We start from the raw sequence: 17,185 nt of genomic DNA on the forward strand, positions 1-17,185 counted from the left end.
GGCCGCCGCGCGGGCCCGGCAATACCGTGCGAGGTATGGCCTGAGGTGCGGTTACGTCACTGGGGGCGGTACATCTCCCGGGTGCCGCCGTCCTCGTCGGGCGGGCTGAACGGCGGCCGCCCGGCGTACGGGGACTGCTCCTGCCGGGTCGGTTCGTACAGCGGTGGCTCGTAGCTCGTGCGCTGCGGGTCGTAACCGGCCTGCGTCTGCTCGTATCCGCTCTGCGGCTCGCCGTACACGGCCGTCTGGTCGTCCCGGGCCGCGTGACGCCCGCCGAAGGTGTCACCCGCGACGTGCTCGCTGTACGGCTCGCGGCGGGTGTCCGGCGGGCTGTACTCGTAGCCGTCGTCCGCGCCGTCGTCCCCGCGCGCCCGCCAGCGGGAGGGGAAGAACGAGGCGAACAGGAGCCCGACACCGGCGAAGAGGAGGAACCCCTCCTCCTCCAGCCCGGCGAGCGTGACGCGCTGCTCCTTGAACGGGAAGCGGTTGATCAGGTCCGCGGTCGTCTTCTGGGAGACGAAGAACATCACGCCCGCCGCGGTGAGCACGATGCCGCCGATGAGCGAGGCCAGCGGCGACAGCCGCGACGAGGCGAGGATCGCGAACACGACCGCCGCCCCCGCGATGAGGCCGCCACCGATCCACTTGTCCTGTTTGTGGAATTCGGTGAGGTAGCCGTGCTGCAACCGGTACGTGCCGTAGATCAACAAAGCCGCCAGGGCCGCCGTGAGCACGATTCCAGCAAAGAAGCCCCAGGTATGACGAGCGCCGTTGGACATCGCTACTCCTCCAGAGTGGCCGCGGCCTGCTCGGGCGTTAGTCCAGCAGGCTAGTAGCCAAATGCCATGTTTGGGGCAATAGCGACCAGCGACTTGTCGGCGAAGCCCGCCGTCCGGGGCCGACCTGCCGAGAGGGCGCGCGTCACTTGCAGAGGTTCTGGGTGGCGGTCTTGGCGTTGATCCGGCCGCCCGAGGACGACGAGGAGGCCGACGGCGTCGCCACCTTCACCTGCTTGGCGCCGGTCCAGGACGGGCCGACCACGACCTGCAGCCGGGAGCCCAGAGACGACACCGCCCTGAGCTTCGCGCCCGGGATGGCCGCCTTCAGCGTCTTCGCGGAGTCCTCCCGGCCCGGTCCGTACTGGATCACCGTCGCCGTGGCCCCGTGCTGTGTCCCCGGTGCCACGGTCGTGCCGAAGCCGGCCCGGTGCAGGTCGCGGGCGGCCCTGGTGGCCAGGCCCTGGACGCCGACGCCGTTGACGACGCGGACGTCGATCTGGCTCGGCGGCACCGTCAGGCCGTTCTTCGGGGCGGCGGACGCGGTCGGCGTCGGCTGCGCCGGCTGGATGATCGGCTTGTCGTCCTCGATCTCGTTGAACAGCCGGTTGCCGGCCGACTGGTCCCACAGCACGGTGGACTGCTGCTGCCCGCCGATCGAGACCGTGTAGTCGGAGTTGGCCAGGGGCACGGTCGTGAACGCGATGCTGTCGGTGCTCATGCCCTTCATCTGCATGGCGAGCGCGCTCAGCGTGCTCTTCGACAGGCCCTTGTCGGCGCGGATCGCATCCAGCGAGGCGCCCAGGAACGCCGGGAACTTCGCCGGCTCGCTCAGCGCCTTGTGTACGACCGCCGACATGAACTGCTGCTGCCGGTCGATCCGGCCCAGGTCGCTGCCGCCGGTCAGGGTGTAGCGGGCGCGGGCGTACGCGAGGGCGGTGGCACCGTCGACGTTGCTCTTGCCGGCCGGCAGCCGCAGGCCGCTCTTGGGGTCGTTGACCGCCGTCGGCGTGCAGACCGTGACCCCGCCCAGGGCGTTGACGACCTTGAGGAAGCCGAGGAAGTTGACCTCGACGTAGTGGTCGACGTGCACTCCGGTGGCACGCTCGACGGTCTGCACGGTCAGCGGCGCGCCGCCGTACATGTAGGCCCAGTTGAGCTTGCCCTGCCGCTGGCCGACCTCGGCGCCCTTGGCGCCCTCCACCCCGTTGGAGCGGTGCGCCGGGATGGTCACGAGCGAGTCGCGCGGCAGGCTCACCACGGTGACCTTGTCGTGCTTGGAGGAGATGTGCACCAGCATCATCGTGTCGGATCGCTGGCCGCCGACCTTGCCCAGGTGCAGGTCCCTGATCTGCTGGTCGGTCAGGCCCTCGCGCCGGTCGACGCCGGCGAGCAGGATGTTCATCGAGCCCTCGGGCCCGGCGTCGGGGCGGTTCTTGAGACCGTCGAAGGCGTCCACGCGCTGGACGTTGCCGAGCACGTAGTCCTGGAACGCCCAGCCGCCGCCGGCGAACAGGAGCACGAACGCGGACATCGCGCCGGTCGCCATGAGACCGCGGCGGTGCCGCCGCGCCCCGTGGGCGTAGGTCCGGGACGGCCGCCGCTCGACCTTGACGTGCGTGGACTCGGCGTCGCCGACCGCCACTCCGTCCGGGGGCGTCGTATCATCGCCGTCGCCGGGAGTGTCGGGGGGACCGAGTCGCGGGCGGAAGTATCGCTCCTGTGGGTCGGACCCGGTGTCTTCAGACATGCCGCTCACGCCTCCCCGAGGTGCGAAGTCTTGCCTACATTGCGGCGTTCCTCGCGTTCGTACAGTACCGTGGCGCCGTCATGAATCCCTCGCCTAACACACCCCTTGCCGGAAACCGCGTCTGGCCGGCGGTGTCAGTGATCATGCCGGTGCTCAACGAGGAGCGCCATCTCGCCGAGGCGGTCGGCGGCATCCTCGGTCAGGAGTATGCCGGTGAGCTCGAGCTCGTGCTGGCCATCGGCCCTTCTCGTGACCGTACGCAGGAGATCGCCGAAAAGCTCGCGGCCGACGACCCGCGGATCGTCATCGTCCCGAACCCCACCGGGCGCACCCCGCAGGGGCTCAACGCCGCCATCAAGGCCTCCCAGTACTCCATCGTGGTCCGGGTCGACGGGCACTCGCTCCTGCCGCCCGACTATGTGCGTGCCGCCGTGGAGACGCTGGAGGAGACCGGCGCGGACAACGTCGGCGGCATCATGGCCGCCGAGGGCGTCACGCCGTTCGAGAAGGCCGTGGCGCGTGCGATGACCTCCAAGATCGGCATCGGCAACGCGCCGTTCCACACCGGCGGCGGTGCCGGTGAGGCGGACACGGTCTACCTGGGGTCGTTCCGGCGCAGCGCCCTCGAACGCGTCGGCGGGTACGACGAGACGTTCGTCCGCGCGCAGGACTGGGAGATGAACCACCGGATCCGCCAGACCGGCGGCAAGGTGTGGTTCACGCCCCGCATGCACGTGACGTACCGGCCCCGGCCCAACATCCGGGCGCTCGCCAAGCAGTTCTTCCACACCGGCCGCTGGCGGCGGGTCGTGGGCCGCGAGCACCAGGGCACGCTGAACCTGCGCTACCTCGCGCCGCCGATCGCCGTCGTGGCGATCGTGGCCGGCGTCGTGGTCGGCGCGGTCGGCTTCTGGCCGGCCTGGATCCTGCCGGGCGGGTACGCCGCCGCCGTCATCCTCGGCTCGGTGCCGACCGGGCGCGGCCTGCCGGCGTCGGCGTGGCTGCGGCTGCCGATCGTGTACGCGACGATGCACCTGTCGTGGGGGCTCGGCTTCCTGCTCAGTCCGCCGAGCCTGGGGCGTTCTCGCGAGACGTGATCTGCTCGGCGACGATCAGGTCGACCGGGTGCGTGATCTTGATGTTCTGCTCGCTGCCCGGCACCACGACGATCGGCACGCCGGGCAGGTAGCGGTGCACCACGCCGCAGTCGTCGGTGGGCGGGTTCGCCGCGAACTCCGGATCGGCGAGGGCGCGCTCGTACGCCGTGCGGATCGTGGCCAGCCGGAACCCCTGCGGCGTCTGGAACCGGCGCAGGCTGCCGCGGGGCGGCATCTCGACCACGCGGTCGCCCTCGATCACGACGACCGTGTCCGATGACGGCACCGCCACCGCCACCGCGTCGGCGTGGTCGAGCGTCGCGACGCACTCGGCGATGATCCGGGCGTCCACGAACGGCCGCGCGGCGTCGTGGAACAGCACGCGCGTGTCGCCCGGCCGGTTCTCCAGCGCCGACAGCGCGCACAGCGTGGAGTCCGTACGGCTCGCGCCGCCCGCGATGACGCCGGTCACCTTCGGGTACGGTCCGGCGGCCAGCTCCGCGGCGGCGAGGTGACCGGGGGCCATCACGACCAGGATGTCGTCGATCTGCGGCGCGGCGTCGAACGCGGCGATCGCGCGGGTCAGGATGGGGCGCCCGCCCACCGTCGCGAGCTGTTTCGGCGCCTCGAGGCCGAGCCTGCGGCCCGTCCCACCGGCCAGGATCACGGCCGTCGTCGTCATGGGCGTCATGAGGCATTCACTCTACTGTCCGCGCCTACGGAACAGCGGTCGCGAGCGACGGTAACCTATGGGGACTCTCCATCCATCCGTCCGGCGGACGAACGGATGTTCACGCGAGAGCGGCGGCAAGGTTACGGTCGCGGTATGGTCGGCGCTCGTATCTCGCGGCGTTCGCCGGAGATGACCCCCAACACCTGAAGGACTGCCTGACATGACGTTCGGAGGGCGCCGATGACGTTGGCAGTGGTAGTCGCGACGGAGACCGTCGCGCCTGAGTCCTCGCCGACGGCCGGCCTCGCGCTCCGCGGCGGCACTGTGATCGGCCGCCTGCTCGAGCAACTCAAGTCCCTCGACGTGGGCGACCGCCGTGTGATCACCCGTCCCGACACCGCAGCCGAGCTCCGCGACCTCGGCTGTGAAGTGATCGAGTCCAAGGGGCTCGCCGAGGACCTGCGAGAGATCGCGCGCGTGGCCCGCGAAGCCACCGAGCCGATGCTGGTCATGCACGGTGACGTCGTGGCGCACCGCGAGGTGTTCGCCCGCCTCGTGTTCAACTCCAAGGCCCCCGCGTCGGCCTCCGCCACCAGAGTACGGCCCATCGGCGACGCGCCCACCCGCCCCGTCCTGAAGATCCGGCGCGGCCGGATCTCCTCCGCGGGCACCCGCTTCCACCAGGTGACCGACCCGAACGCCCTCTTCCGCGGCGTGCTGCGCGTGGGCGAGGAGGAGACCGGCACCCTCGCCGCGGTGGCCGAGCGGTTCGCCGAGCTCGTCGACACGCCCGACGGCCTCACCGAGATCAGCCCGGTGCGCATCCTGTGGAGCGGCCCGGACGAGACCGAGGCCGGGGTCCAGGAGGAGGCCGAGGCGCAGAACACCGGGCTGCCTCCGGTCCTGGCCAGCACGCCGGTCACCGGCGACGACGCGCCGGCCCTGCTGGTCACCGGCCTGGTCCGCTCCGGCGTGAAGGTCACCGCCCGCGGCAGCCGCGAGCTCGTCTGCGAGCGCGTCCTCGACCAGGAGCAGGCCGCCGCGGCCCAGCAGGCCGTCGACGCCGTCGACGAGGACCGGGTGCGGCTCAACGCGGCGGTCAAGAACAACGACGGCTTCTTCACGACCTACGCGGTCAGCACCTACTCGCGTTACATCGCCCGCTGGTGCGCCAAGCGCCGCTGGACGCCCAACGGCGTCACCGCGATCTCGATGGGGATCTCGGTGGTGGCCGCCGCCTGGTTCGCCACCGGACACCGCTGGGGCATGCTCCTCGGCGCGGTGTGCCTCTACTTCGCGTTCGTCTTCGACTGCGTGGACGGGCAGCTGGCCCGCTACACCCGGCAGTTCAGCACGCTGGGCGCGTGGCTCGACGCGACCTTCGACCGCGCGAAGGAGTACACCGTCTTCGCCGGGCTGGCGGTCGGTTCGTCCGCCGCCGCGGTGGGCAGCTCGGTGCACGGCGGCGACGTCTGGTACCTGGCGGTCGCCGCGCTGACCGTGCAGACGTGCCGGCACATGGTCGACTTCGCGTTCGGCGCCTCCAAGCGCCGCAAGCCGCCCGAGCCGATCCCGGTGCTGGCCCTGGAGATGCCCGACGACAAGGCGCTCGACGAGCCCGAGCCGACGAAGAGCCGTCCCAAGGGCGGCGGCCTGGGCCACCTGGCGGTGTGGCTGTCCGGCCGGTCGGAGAAGGTCCGGATCTTCCACTGGTTCAAGAAGATCATCGTGCTGCCGATCGGCGAGCGGTTCGCGCTGATCGCCCTCACCGCGGCGATCTTCAACGCCAAGGTGACGTTCATCGCGCTGCTCACCTGGGGCGCCATCGCCGCCTCGTACACCATCGGCGGCCGATTCCTCCGGTCCCTGACCCAGCCCAGGGCGGCCCGCCTTGACGCCTGACATCACAACTGCGACGCGAGGAGTGAGCGACCGATGAGCCGGAGCGAGCGTGCCGCAGCGAGCGGAGTGGACGGCCGAGGCACGAGGTCGGCCGCGGAGCGAGTGAGGAGCGGGAGCGACCAATGAGCACAGTGCTTCCCGGGGGTATGTCGTCTGGGGGGACGGAGCGGCCGGCTCGGAGCGAGGCGTTCATGTTCCACGGCGACCGGCTGGTCGCCTACCGTGACGACGGCCCCGTCTCCCACCTGCTCGGCCGGCTCAGCGGCGGCCAGCTCCCGCCCCTGCTGCCGCTGCTCGTCGCCGGCATCGTCACCGGCATCCTGCTGATCGCCGGCGTCAACGGCCAGGACAGTCCCGCGATCTTCGCGCCGGTGCTGGCGCTGCTGCTGTGCGGGCCGGCCTCGACGCACCCGCACAGCGGGCGCCTCGACTGGCTGGTGCCGCCGATCATGCGCGCGATCGAGTACGGCTACCTGGCGACGCTCTGCTTCGCGCACGACGTCTCCAAGCCGCTGACGTATGCCTTCATCGGCATACTCGCCTACCACCACTACGACACCGTCTACCGCACCCGCCAGCGCCTGTGGCCCGCCAAGTGGGTCTTCCGCGCGGGTCTGGGCTGGGACGGCCGCCTGCTCATCGCGGCCGTGGCCACCCTCGTCGGCGTACTCCCGATCGTCATCGCGGTGCTCGCCGTCTATCTCGGGCTGCTGTTCGGCATCGAGAGCGTCTACACCTGGACGCGCACCGGCACCGGCAAGGGCGTCATGGTCGACCTCGAGAACGAGGGAGACACCACCGGGGGAACCTCGGCGCAGCAGCAAGAAGAGGAAGCCGCGGCGGAGCAGGCCGAGGCGAAGCAAGCAGAGGAGGCCGTTCGATGATCGGCATGGTTCTCGCCGCCGGTGCCGGACGCCGGCTCCGCCCCTACACGGACACGCTCCCCAAGGCACTGGTGCCCGTGGACGGCGAGACGACGATCCTGGACATCGCACTCGGCAACCTCGCCGAGGTGGAGCTCACCGACGTCGTCATCGTCGTCGGCTACCAGGCGGGCGCGGTGGAGGAGCGCAAGGCCGGGCTCGAGAGCCGGTACGGCGTCGACATCACCCTCGTGCACAACGACAAGGCCGAGGAGTGGAACAACGCCTACTCCATGTGGCTCGCCCGTGAGCACTTCAAGGAGGGCGTGCTCATGGTGAACGGCGACACCGTCCACCCGGTGAGCGTCGAGCGCACCCTGCTGGAGAACCGCGGCCCCGACGTCCTGCTCGCCATCGACGACGTGAAGAAGCTCGCCGACGAGGAGATGAAGGTCATCCTCGGCGCCGACGGGCACCTGGAGCGCATCACCAAGCTGATGGACCCGGCGAGCGCGAACGGCGAGTACATCGGCGCGACGCTGCTGGAGCCGGCCGCCGCCGAGCCGCTCGCCGACGCCCTCAAGGCGACCTGGGAGCGCGACCCGAACCTCTACTACGAGGACGGCTACCAGGAGCTGGTGAACCGCGGTGGCAAGATCGCGGTCGCCCCGATCGGCGCCGTCGACTGGGTCGAGGTCGACAACCACGACGACCTGGAGAAGGCCCGCCGGATCGCTGGTCTTTACTGATGCCCCTGCTCACGCGGATGCTCCCGGCTCCGCTGTCGATCGACGTACGCCGGGGCGCGATCGCCCATCTCGGTGAGCTGCTCGCGGACCGGCGCATCGCGACCGAGGGCCGCGTCGCCATCGCGGTCGGCCCGGGGCAGGGCGACCAGATCGCCGAGCACGTACGCCCGAGCCTGGCGGCCTGCGAGGTGTTCCAGGTCGAGGGCGCGTCCGTCGACGCGGCCATGGCCCTGGGCTCCCGGCTGCGGAGCGGGTCGTACGAGGCGGTCGTCGGCATCGGCGGCGGCCGTACGATCGACGCCACGAAGTACGCCGCGACCCTCGCCGGCATGCCGATGGTGTCCGTCGCGACCAACCTCTCCCACGACGGCATCTGCTCGCCCACCGCCTCCCTGGAGCACGAGAAGGGCAAGGCGTCGTTCGGCGTGACGATGCCTCTCGCCATGATCGTGGACCTCGACTACGTGCGCTCGGCGCCGGAACGCCTCGTACGGGCCGGCATCGGCGACGTGCTGAGCAACTTCTCCGCGGTCGAGGACTGGATCCTGTCGAACCGGGAGCAGAACGACCCCATCGACCGGCTCGCCCTGACCCTGGCCCGTACGGCCGGCGAGGCGCTCATCCACCAGCCCCGCTCCATCGAGTCGGACGAGTTCCTGACGGTGCTGGCCGAGGGGCTCGTGCTGTCGGGGATGGCGATGTCGTTCGCCGGGTCCTCGCGGCCGGCGAGCGGCGGCGACCACGAAATCCTGCACGCGATCGACGCCCTGTTCCCCGGCACCGCCAACCACGGCGAGCTGGCCGGGCTCGGGGCGGCGTTCTGTTACCACCTGCGCGCGACGCATCTGGGCGAGGGCACCGAGCGCCTCACCGAGATCGTCGCGAGCCTCGACCGTCATGGGTTGCCCAAGGCTCCCCAGGACATCGGTCTGACCGCGGAGCAGTTCGCCCAGGCGGTGGCCTACGCTCCCCAGACCAGGCCGGGTCGTTACACCATCCTGGAGCACCTCGCCTTGGACGAAGGTGCCCTGCTGAAAGCGGTACGCGAATATGTCGGCACCTTCGCTGGCTGAGGTCAAGGCGGGCGGACAGCCGCCCGGCCTGAAGAACCGGCGCAACGAGGAACACTGGGCGGGTCGCCTCTACATGCGCGACATCTCGCCCCTCTTCACCTGGCTGTTCGTCCGGATCGGGTTCAGCCCGAATCAGCTCACCTACATGATGATCGCCTGCGGCATACTCGGCGGCGCGGCCGTCGCGGTCTCCGCGGGCGGCACCACGGGCCTCGTGTGGGCGATCGTCGGGGCCGTGCTCATCCAGGCGTACCTCCTGCTCGACTGCTCCGACGGCGAGGTCGCGCGGTTCCGCAAGCGCACCTCGGTGACCGGGGTCTACCTCGACCGGATCGGGCACTACATGTCCGAGGTCGCGCTGCTGGCCGGCCTCGGCGTACGGGCCCAGGGCGCCTGGGAGAACGGCGGGTACGTCGAGCTGGGCCTGCTCGCCGCGCTCGGCGCCGCGCTGATCAAGGCCGAGACCGACAACGTCGTGGTGGCCCGCGCCAAGTCCGGCCTGCCCGCCGACCCGGCGACCGGCGACCGCGCGCTGCGGCCCGAGTCCACCGGCCTGGCCCTCGCCCGGGAGGCCGTGTCGCTGCTCAAGCTGCACCGGATCATCGGCGCCGTCGAACTGTCCCTGCTGATCCTGGCCGCCGCCGTGGTCGACAAGGTGACCGACACCCTCACCGCGACCCGGGTTCTCGCCGTCGCGGTCGCCGTCGTCGCCGTGGTCCAGACGGGCCTGCACTTCGTCAGCGTCGTCGCCTCACGGAGGCTCAAGTGAAGCTCTCGGTGGTCGTTCTCACCATGGGCAACCGCCCGGTGGAGCTCAAGAAGGCCGTCGACAGCGCGCTGAGCCAGAAGGGCGTCGACGTCGAGATCATCCTCGTCGGCAACGGCGCGGACGTGCCGGGCTCCTGGGGCGACGCCGTACGCGTCGTGCGGCTCCCGGAGAACGTCGGCATCCCCGCGGGCCGCAACCGCGGAGTCGAGGCCTCCACCGGCGAGGTGATCCTGTTCCTCGACGACGACGGCTGGTACGAATCGACGGAGCTGGGCGCGTACCTGCGCGACCGCTTCACCGCCGACCCGAAGCTCGGCATCGTGTCGTTCCGGGTACGCGACCCGGAGGGCGGCCCGGGAGAGCGCCGGCACGTGCCCCGGCTGCGCGCGGGCGACCCGCTGCGCTCGTCGGAGGTGACGACGTTCCTGGGCGGCGCCTGCGCGGTGCGCCGCGCGGTCTTCGACGCGGCCGGCGGGCTGCCGGAGGACTTCTTCTACGCCCACGAGGAGACCGACCTCGCCTGGCAGGCGCTGAACGCCGGCTACCACATCGTGTACGACGCGGAGTGCGTGATGTTCCACCCCGCGGTCGCTCCGACGCGCCACGCGATGTTCTACCGGCTGAACGCCCGCAACCGCGTGTGGCTGGCCCGCCGCAACCTCCCGTGGCCGGTCGCGCTGACGTACCTGACGGTCTGGATCGGCATGACGGTGCTCCGCGAGCGGAAACTGTCGTCGCTGCGCCCGTGGTTCGGCGGCTTCCGCGAGGGCTGGCGCAAACCGGCGGGCCCCCGCCGCCCGATCAGGTGGCGCACGGTCTGGCGCATGACCCGCCTGGGCCGTCCCCCGATCATCTGACCCCGGCGCAGCAGCCTAGGAGTTCGTGGCGCACGGATCTCTTTGCAGGAATCCTCTAGAACTTTTTCACTTACCCTCCGTAATATGTTCACTACGTATAGTGTCCCTATCATGCCGACACGAGAACATGACGTCCTCGCCGAGTTGTTCCGCTGGCGCCCCACGCTCGCGGCCGACCTCGTCAGCACAGCCGGCGTGGACCTGCCGGATGTCCGGGGAGCGTCACACTGCTCGGAGTCCTTCACCGACCTCAAGACCAGCGAGTACACCGGCGACGCGGCCGTCTTGTTAGAACTCGATCCGGCAGGTTCGGTGTCGTAGTAGAGGTCCAGCGCGGCGAGGACAATGACAAGCGCTGGACCTGGCCGCTGTACATCGCCACACTCCGCGCCCGCGAGCGATGCCCCGCCATGCTTCTGGTGATCGCCCCGGATCGCGGCGTCGCCAAGTGGTGCGCCCAAAAGATCGAGACCGGCCACCCCGGCCACACCCTCACTCCGCTGGTCCTGCAACCGGACCACGTCCCCCCACTGACCGACCCGAAGGACTTCCTGGCCGACCCGCTGATGGGCGTGCTGTCGGCGATGTTCCACCACAGCGGCCCGCGGGGTATGAAAAGTGTTGCAGGCAGCGTCGAGCGGTATCGACCTCATCGCCGACGCCGACCGGCAGCTCGCCCGCCGCTACGTCGACTGCGTCCTCGCGGTCGTTCCCCAAGCCGCCCGCGACGCCTTGGAGGCGCTCATGATGACTGAATCTGAGTTCTACAGCGACACCTTCCGAAACGCCGAAGCCAAAGGCGAAGCCAAGGGCGAGGCTAAGGCCGTAGTGATGGTTCTGCAGGCCCGGGGCCTCACCCTGACAGAGACGCAGAAGGAGCGCATCAACGGCTGTCACGACCAGACACAGCTTGAGACTTGGATAGCCCGCGCGGCAACGGCCGAGTCGGTCGGCGAGCTTTTTGACTGACCGCGTTGCAGGGCTCGTCGTGCCGCTCGGGCGGTGGGGTGTGTTCAGGCCGAGTCGGCGACCTCCAGGGCGGTGCGGGTGCGCTTGGCGGCCAGGGCGTTCACGGCGTCGGTGAAGCGGGTCATCGCGTCCGGCTCGTCCGCGCCCAGCAGGTCGTGCTTCAGGGTCCGTCTGCGGTCGGCCATCGGGTCCTGGCCCTCCGCCGCCACGGCCGCCAGCACCTCGCTCAGGCCCGTGCAGTCGCGGGGGATGAGGTAGGCGGCCGACGCGCTCGGGTTCTGGGTGCGGAACTCCGTGTCCGGCAGGTTCGCGCCGTTCGTCACCGCGTACGGCTTGCCGCTCGCGATGAAGTCGGCGACGACGCTCGAGATGTCGGTGATGAGCAGGTCGGCCCGGTTGAAGCACGAGTACAGGTGCGGGATCGTGCCGGTCACCACGCGGTGGCGCCACCAGCCCTCGGCCGCCCAGTACGCCTGCTCGCACTGGGCCGCGGTGTCGCGCCACAGGGCGTCGCCCGCCAGGTCCGGCTCGGCCGCGCGCCGTGACTCCTCCGCCTCGTCGGCCGCGCGGCTCGACTCCCGGCCCAGTGCCGTCAGCCTCGCGGTCAGCACCTCCAGGTCGCGCCGGGCCGCGGCGTAGCGGGCCGGGTCGGCGGGCCACTGACCACTCGCGTCGCGGGCCGCGTTCGCCTCGGCGATCATGCTGACGATCTTGTTGTGGGCGCGGCGTACGGCGGGGTCGTTCTTGCCGGCCATCGGGTGCGGCTTGTAGAGCAGCCGGACGTGCGGCGCGTGGTCCAGCAGCGCGCGGACCAGCTTGACGCCCATCACCGCGACCGAGGTGTGGTACGGATCGCCGGTCCAGCCCTCCCAGGTCGGAGCGTACAGGACGGTGAACATCGGGTCCGGGGTGACGCCGGTGGTGTCGATCGGCGCGAGCTGCGGCCGGCCGACCTCGACGATCTCGTCGTCGCGCACGCCCGCGTCGCTGCGCCGGTACCGCTCGCGCCCGGCCGGCCCGGCCACCCAGACCTCGTCGTAGACCTTGCTGAACGGGCTGAAGCTGGCCGCCTTGTCGCTGTCGCCGTGGCCGATGAACACGCAGCCGATGTCCGGCAGGCGCAGCATGTGGATGTTCTTGCCGGCGTTGGCCGGGAAGAGCGCGACGCGCGTGGTCGGCGGCATCGGGAAGTTCATCATCTCGGTGCCGCCGGGGAAGCACAGGACCGGCGAGGAGGTGCGGCCGAGCAGCGGCATGTTCCCCCGCTCCCGCATGATGATCATCTTCTTGTGCGGCAGCCGGTCGAACGTCTCCAGCCACATGTTGACCTGGTACACGCAGTCGTCGGCGCCGGAGAAGTACAGCACCACCTCCGGCCCGTACGCGGCGATCTCCTCGGCGACCTCCTTCAGGATCCGTTCACGGTCGGCCAGGTGCCGGTTCAGCCGGACGTGCCAGGCGGCGAGGACGAGCGCGACCACGGCGGCCGCCAGCGCCACCACGAGCCCGGCGGCGACCGGTCCCGGGGTCTCGAGCCAGACCGTGAGCACGGCGCCCGCCAGTACCGGCACGTCGAGATAGATCATCGACCGGTGCTCCCGCACCGTCGCCGGCGGCGGTGCGGGAAGGCGCAGCCGCGTCAGGTCGATGCCCCGGGTGATCACCGGGAGCTTGCGCCGTTCGATGACGAGGACGGCGAGGGATGAGTGGGCCGTGCGCAGGACGTGCAGCAGCACCAGCGCACCCGCGGCCGTGGCGAACCAGCCGGCGGACAGCGTCGCCGACCGGGCCAGCATGACCAGCACGGCCACGTCCCGTATGGTCGCGCGCAGCGTCAGGCCGATGCCGACCTGGCTCAGCGCGGCGTTGAAGTACGTCGCGCGACGGGTCAGCAGCGGCTCGGTGACGTAGCCGGTCACCGCGAACACGGCGACGAACAGCGCGCTCGGCCACACGGCGGCGACGACGAGCAGGGCGTACGACAGGACGAGGCCGCCGGCGATGACGGGTCCGGCGGCGTCGCCTCCGAAGCGGCGGCCGATCTTGGAGAGGAGCTGTGACGGGTTCACGCTGCTGGCCGATCGTCGTCGGTGCGGGTGAGGGACTTGGCGGCGAGCGCGGAGACGGCCGCGTCGAACCGCTTGGCGGAGTCGAGGCCGTCGGGTCCGAGCAGGTGAGCGCGCAGCTCGCGCCGCCGCTCGGTGAGCGGGTCGGGGCCCTCGCCCTGGGCGTACGCCAGGATCTGCCCGAGCTCGGTGCAGCCGGGACCGATGAGGTACGCCGCGAGGGCCGCGGTCGGGAACAGCTCCCGGAACTCCTCGTCGCTCAGCCCCTTGACGTTCGTCACCGCGTACGGCTTGCCGCTGACGATGAAGTCGCCCGCCACGCTGGAGATGTCGGTGATGAGCAGGTCGGCGTGGTTGAAGCAGTCGTACACGTGCGGCCGCGGGCCGGTGATGACGCGGTGCCGCACCGGGCCGCCGGCCTGCCAGTACGCCGCGGTCCACGCCTCCTCGACCTCGCGCCGGTCGTCCGACGCGCCGGCCGCGGCGCTGTCCCGCGTGAGCTGGGCCTCGTCGCCGGCGGTCTCGTCCCCGGCGAGGGCGTCCAGGCGCCGGGTCAGCGTCTTGAGCCGGTCGGCGTGCTCGCCGCCGCTCGCCGGGCGTCCCGCGTTGGCCCGCTCGATCATCGCGACGATCTCGTTGTGACGCTGGATCGCCTTCGGGTCGCGGGTGCCGGTGAGCGGGTGCGGCTTGTAGAGCACCCGGACCTGCGGCGCGTGCTCGAGCAGCGCCCGGACGATCGCCGGCCCCATCGTCGCGACCGAGCTGTGCGCCAGGTCGTCCGACCAGCCCTCCCAGGTGGGCGCGTACAGGACGGTGAACATCGGGTCCGGGGTGACGCCGCTGGTGTCGATCGGCGCGAGCTGCGGCCGGCCGACCTCGACGATGTCCTCGTCCCGTACGCCGGTGCGCATGGTCAGGTACCGCTCGCGCCCGGCCGGCCCGGCCACCCAGACCTCGTCGTACGCGCGGGCGAACGGGTTGAAGCTCGCCGGCTTGTCGCTGTCGCCATGGTTGATGAAGGCCGACCGGATGCCGGACATCCGCAGCATGTGGAGGTTCTTGCCGACGTTGGCCGGGTACAGCGCGGTGCGGATCGAGGACAGGTCGAGCCGCACGAGGTCCATCGCCTTCGGCACGCACAGCACCGGCGTCTTCGTCCGGCCCAGCAGCGGCACCATGGGGCGCTCGCGCAGGATGATCACTGCCCGGCGGTCGAGCTCGTCCACCGTCGAGAGCCACATGTTGGCCTGGTATGCGGAGTCGGGCGAGCCGGAGAAGTACAGCGCGACCTCCGGCCGCAGCTCCGCCAGCCGCTGGTTGACCAGGTCGAAGACCCGGTTCTCGTCGCCGAGGTGGCGGTTGCGTGCGGCGTGCCGCGCCATGACAGCGAAGGCGACGAGGCCGAGGACGTACGTCGCGGCCAGGCCGCTCGCCCCGCCCCGCAGGCCGAAGAGCCCGGCGAGCAGGACCGGCAGCACGTCGAGGTGCAGCATCGTGCGCGAGTGCCGGGTGGTGAGCTGCGGGCTCGGCGCGTCCGGGATGCGCAGCCCGGTGAGGTCGATGCCGCGCGTGACGACGGGGAGCCGCCGGCGGCGGATGACGTAGAGGGTGAGCGCGGAGTACGCCCCGCGCAGCGCGTGCAGGCCGAGCAGGCCCAGCGCCAGGACGGCGAAGACGGTGTCGCCCGCGTGTCCCTGGCGCACCAGCAGCAGGAGCACGGCGAGCTCGCGGATGAGGAACCGCACCGTCACGCCGGTGTGGGCCTGGGCGAGCCGCTCGGTGACGGGGAGTTCCCCGCGCGAGGCGACCGCGTCGGCGACGTAGGCGATCAGCGCCGTGACGACGAAGGCCCAGGCGCTCGGCCACAGCGCGGCCACGACCGTCGCGGGATAGGACAGGACGAGCGCGGGGCCCGCCGCGGCCCGTACAAACCGATGAGTCATCGGGCGACCGCCGTCGGGTCGTGGCGGCGGATGTCGACGGTGTGGCCGGTCAGCCCGGAGATGAGCACGTCGATCGAGGTCATCGCCACGTCGCGGGAGGACAGCAGCGTGCCGGGTGGCTCCTGCCCGAACGCTCGCGTCCGCATCGGTGTGGCGGTCCGCTCGGGGTTGATGCAGTTGACGCGTACCCCGTCGTCGGCCCACTCGTCGGCCAGCGCCTGGGTCAGGTTGACGGTGGCCGCCTTGGCCGAGGAGTAGAGGCTGTAGCCGGCGCGGCCCCTCGTGTAGCTGCTGGAGGTGTAGAGCAGCAGCTGTCCCTTGGTCTCGCGGAGGTAGCCGATGGCCGCCCGCGCGACCCGCAGCGGGCCGAGGTAGTTGATCCGCAGCGACTCGTCGATGATCGCGTCGTCGACCTCGTCGAGGCGCCCGGTGTGCAGCACGCCCGCGGTGTTGACGACGTAGTCGATGCGGCCGGTCTCACCGTACGCCTTGGCGAGGGCGTTCTCGATGTCCTGCGGGTTCTCCACGTGCGTCCCGGTCTCCGAGCGCGAGAAGGAGTACACCTTCGCGCCGAAGGAGCGGGTCAGCTCGGCGATGTCGGCCCCGATGCCCTGGCTGCCGCCGAAGATGACGACCGTCTTGCCGGTCAGGCGGCTCTCGTAGCCGCCGTCGTCCTCCGGCGACGGTGGCGGCGCCTGGGAGGACAGCTGGAACAGCTTGTCGGCGAGGAACACGTCGACCGGGTGGGTGACCTTCATGTTCTGCTCGCTGCCGGGCACGACGACGATCGGCACGTCGGGCAGGTAGCGGAGGACGACGCTGCAGTCGTCGGTCGCGGTGACCTTCCCGCCGGTGAAGTCCGGGTCGGCGAGCGCCAGCGCGTAGGCGTCGCGGATCGTCGACAGGCGGAAGCACTGCGGCGTCTGCCCGCGCCGGAGCAGGTCGCGGCGGGGCACGTCCTTGATGACCGTACCGCCGTAGTCGTCCACCCTGATGATGGTGTCGGCCGAGGGAATCGCCACGTCGACGGCTTCGTACCGTTCCAGAGCCGTGACGCAGTCCTCGATGACGCGGTGGTCGATGAACGGCCGCACGGCGTCGTGGAAGAGGACGTTGGCCTCGGGTGAGGTCGCGCCGACCACCTCGATCGCGCGCATGGTGGTCTCGGTACGCGTGGCGCCGCCCTCGATGACGCGGGACACCTTCGTACATCCGGAGGAGGCGACGATGGCCTCGGCCTCGGTGGTGAAGCCGGGGGTCATGGCGACGATGATCTCGTCGATCTGCGGGGCACTCTGGAAGACCTGCAGCGTGTGCTGCATGATCGGCTTGCCGGCGATCTTGACGAGCTGCTTGGGGATCTCGAGCCCCATCCGCTGCCCCGTGCCACCTGCCAGGACGACTGCGACGTTGTACAACTTGGGTCCGTCCTCTGTCTGATAGGTGCAAGCGAGGATAGCGCCAGATATCCGGTAAAAAACGACAGACGAGTTATGTGAAGGCTACGTAACAGTCACCTGAGAATTCGGTTACTTGATCAACGTTTTACGTCGCCCAAGCGTCTCCTGCGCGGGGCCGCGAGGCGGCGCGACCCCCTACGACCCCGGTCCGGTGCGGCGGAAACGCCTTGACCGGTGCCGTCATGCCGCCATCATCGGTGGCAGGCGTCCAAACCCCGTACGCTCGGCAGTCCCGGAT

15 protein-coding genes are annotated in these 17,185 nt (G+C 70.7%); 9 read left to right on the forward strand and 6 right to left on the reverse strand.

Translation table 11 applies throughout. The features are described from left to right. Nucleotides 1–56: 56 nt before the first annotated feature. Both OG417_RS06850 and OG417_RS06855 read right to left on the reverse strand, forming a co-directional pair. The gene (locus OG417_RS06850; RefSeq protein WP_329251327.1) at nucleotides 57–779 is read right to left on the reverse strand and encodes a hypothetical protein; all 723 of its coding nucleotides are present in this window, start codon (nucleotides 777–779) and stop codon (nucleotides 57–59) included. Nucleotides 780–921: 142 nt separating this feature from the next. Next, nucleotides 922–2,526 (reverse strand): LCP family protein, encoded by a 1,605-nt coding sequence (locus OG417_RS06855; protein WP_329251330.1) that lies wholly within the window; start codon nucleotides 2,524–2,526, stop codon nucleotides 922–924. 80 nt (nucleotides 2,527–2,606) lie between these two features. Here OG417_RS06855 and OG417_RS06860 point away from each other — a divergent pair, with 80 nt between their 5' ends. Continuing rightward, nucleotides 2,607–3,623 carry a glycosyltransferase family 2 protein gene (locus OG417_RS06860; RefSeq protein ID WP_329251332.1) on the forward strand — a complete coding sequence of 339 codons (1,017 nt, stop codon included), beginning with the start codon at nucleotides 2,607–2,609 and terminating at the stop codon, nucleotides 3,621–3,623. Here OG417_RS06860 and ispD read toward each other — a convergent pair. Next, nucleotides 3,586–4,305 carry a 2-C-methyl-D-erythritol 4-phosphate cytidylyltransferase gene (ispD, locus tag OG417_RS06865; RefSeq protein WP_329251335.1) on the reverse strand — a complete coding sequence of 240 codons (720 nt, stop codon included), beginning with the start codon at nucleotides 4,303–4,305 and terminating at the stop codon, nucleotides 3,586–3,588. The genes OG417_RS06860 and ispD overlap by 38 nt on opposite strands. Before the next feature lie 231 nt (nucleotides 4,306–4,536). Here ispD and OG417_RS06870 point away from each other — a divergent pair, with 231 nt between their 5' ends. The 8 genes from OG417_RS06870 (at nucleotide 4,537) to OG417_RS06905 (ending at nucleotide 11,478) form a co-directional block, all read left to right on the forward strand. After that, nucleotides 4,537–6,198, forward strand: a complete 1,662-nt coding sequence (locus OG417_RS06870; protein ID WP_329251338.1) for a CDP-alcohol phosphatidyltransferase family protein — start codon at nucleotides 4,537–4,539, stop codon at nucleotides 6,196–6,198. Nucleotides 6,199–6,389: 191 nt separating this feature from the next. Then, the gene (locus OG417_RS06875; protein ID WP_329251341.1) at nucleotides 6,390–7,082 is read left to right on the forward strand and encodes a DUF5941 domain-containing protein; all 693 of its coding nucleotides are present in this window, start codon (nucleotides 6,390–6,392) and stop codon (nucleotides 7,080–7,082) included. Next, nucleotides 7,079–7,810: a phosphocholine cytidylyltransferase family protein gene (locus OG417_RS06880; RefSeq protein ID WP_329251345.1), complete on the forward strand. Its 732-nt coding sequence runs from the start codon at nucleotides 7,079–7,081 to the stop codon at nucleotides 7,808–7,810. The genes OG417_RS06875 and OG417_RS06880 overlap by 4 nt, the downstream gene beginning before the upstream one ends. Then, nucleotides 7,810–8,883, forward strand: coding sequence for an iron-containing alcohol dehydrogenase family protein (locus OG417_RS06885; RefSeq protein ID WP_329251347.1), 1,074 nt, complete (start codon nucleotides 7,810–7,812; stop codon nucleotides 8,881–8,883). Before OG417_RS06880 ends, OG417_RS06885 begins: the two co-directional genes overlap by 1 nt. Beyond that, entirely contained in the window at nucleotides 8,861–9,652 is a 792-nt protein-coding gene (locus OG417_RS06890; protein WP_329251349.1) for a CDP-alcohol phosphatidyltransferase family protein, read from the forward strand. Before OG417_RS06885 ends, OG417_RS06890 begins: the two co-directional genes overlap by 23 nt. A 23-nt stretch (nucleotides 9,653–9,675) precedes the next feature. Then, nucleotides 9,676–10,509 carry a glycosyltransferase family 2 protein gene (locus tag OG417_RS06895; protein WP_329262150.1) on the forward strand — a complete coding sequence of 278 codons (834 nt, stop codon included), beginning with the start codon at nucleotides 9,676–9,678 and terminating at the stop codon, nucleotides 10,507–10,509. Nucleotides 10,510–10,620: 111 nt separating this feature from the next. Beyond that, the gene (locus tag OG417_RS06900) at nucleotides 10,621–10,830 is read left to right on the forward strand and encodes a hypothetical protein (protein ID WP_329251352.1); all 210 of its coding nucleotides are present in this window, start codon (nucleotides 10,621–10,623) and stop codon (nucleotides 10,828–10,830) included. Nucleotides 10,831–11,127: 297 nt separating this feature from the next. Further along, nucleotides 11,128–11,478 carry a hypothetical protein gene (locus OG417_RS06905; RefSeq protein WP_329251355.1) on the forward strand — a complete coding sequence of 117 codons (351 nt, stop codon included), beginning with the start codon at nucleotides 11,128–11,130 and terminating at the stop codon, nucleotides 11,476–11,478. A gap of 44 nt (nucleotides 11,479–11,522) precedes the next feature. Here the strand turns inward: OG417_RS06905 and OG417_RS06910 are convergent, their stop codons facing one another. Genes OG417_RS06910 through OG417_RS06920 form a run of 3 tightly spaced genes read right to left on the reverse strand, consistent with a single transcriptional unit; the run spans nucleotide 11,523 to nucleotide 16,905 of the window. After that, complete coding sequence (locus OG417_RS06910) at nucleotides 11,523–13,547, reverse strand: hypothetical protein (protein ID WP_329251358.1); 2,025 nt, start codon at nucleotides 13,545–13,547, stop codon at nucleotides 11,523–11,525. Further along, nucleotides 13,544–15,487 carry a hypothetical protein gene (locus OG417_RS06915; protein ID WP_329251361.1) on the reverse strand — a complete coding sequence of 648 codons (1,944 nt, stop codon included), beginning with the start codon at nucleotides 15,485–15,487 and terminating at the stop codon, nucleotides 13,544–13,546. The genes OG417_RS06910 and OG417_RS06915 overlap by 4 nt, the downstream gene beginning before the upstream one ends. Further along, on the reverse strand, nucleotides 15,484–16,905 hold the full coding sequence (locus OG417_RS06920) for a bifunctional cytidylyltransferase/SDR family oxidoreductase (protein WP_329251363.1): 1,422 nt from the start codon (nucleotides 16,903–16,905) through the stop codon (nucleotides 15,484–15,486). The genes OG417_RS06915 and OG417_RS06920 overlap by 4 nt, the downstream gene beginning before the upstream one ends. Nucleotides 16,906–17,185: the final 280 nt, after the last annotated feature.

Source organism: Actinoallomurus sp. NBC_01490 (genome assembly GCF_036227085.1).
Lineage (GTDB): Bacteria > Actinomycetota > Actinomycetes > Streptosporangiales > Streptosporangiaceae > Actinoallomurus > Actinoallomurus oryzae.

What these genes read in the sequence shown, in the direction of transcription:
- OG417_RS06850 (WP_329251327.1), bottom strand. Translation starts at nt 779, where the DNA reads ATGTCCAACGGCGCTCGTCATACCTGGGGCTTCTTTGCTGGAATCGTG.
- OG417_RS06855 (WP_329251330.1), bottom strand. Translation starts at nt 2,526, where the DNA reads ATGTCTGAAGACACCGGGTCCGACCCACAGGAGCGATACTTCCGCCCG.
- OG417_RS06860 (WP_329251332.1), top strand. Translation starts at nt 2,607, where the DNA reads ATGAATCCCTCGCCTAACACACCCCTTGCCGGAAACCGCGTCTGGCCG.
- ispD (WP_329251335.1), bottom strand. Translation starts at nt 4,305, where the DNA reads ATGACGACGACGGCCGTGATCCTGGCCGGTGGGACGGGCCGCAGGCTC.
- OG417_RS06870 (WP_329251338.1), top strand. Translation starts at nt 4,537, where the DNA reads ATGACGTTGGCAGTGGTAGTCGCGACGGAGACCGTCGCGCCTGAGTCC.
- OG417_RS06875 (WP_329251341.1), top strand. Translation starts at nt 6,390, where the DNA reads ATGTTCCACGGCGACCGGCTGGTCGCCTACCGTGACGACGGCCCCGTC.
- OG417_RS06880 (WP_329251345.1), top strand. Translation starts at nt 7,079, where the DNA reads ATGATCGGCATGGTTCTCGCCGCCGGTGCCGGACGCCGGCTCCGCCCC.
- OG417_RS06885 (WP_329251347.1), top strand. Translation starts at nt 7,810, where the DNA reads ATGCCCCTGCTCACGCGGATGCTCCCGGCTCCGCTGTCGATCGACGTA.
- OG417_RS06890 (WP_329251349.1), top strand. Translation starts at nt 8,861, where the DNA reads ATGTCGGCACCTTCGCTGGCTGAGGTCAAGGCGGGCGGACAGCCGCCC.
- OG417_RS06895 (WP_329262150.1), top strand. Translation starts at nt 9,676, where the DNA reads ATGGGCAACCGCCCGGTGGAGCTCAAGAAGGCCGTCGACAGCGCGCTG.
- OG417_RS06900 (WP_329251352.1), top strand. Translation starts at nt 10,621, where the DNA reads ATGCCGACACGAGAACATGACGTCCTCGCCGAGTTGTTCCGCTGGCGC.
- OG417_RS06915 (WP_329251361.1), bottom strand. Translation starts at nt 15,487, where the DNA reads ATGACTCATCGGTTTGTACGGGCCGCGGCGGGCCCCGCGCTCGTCCTG.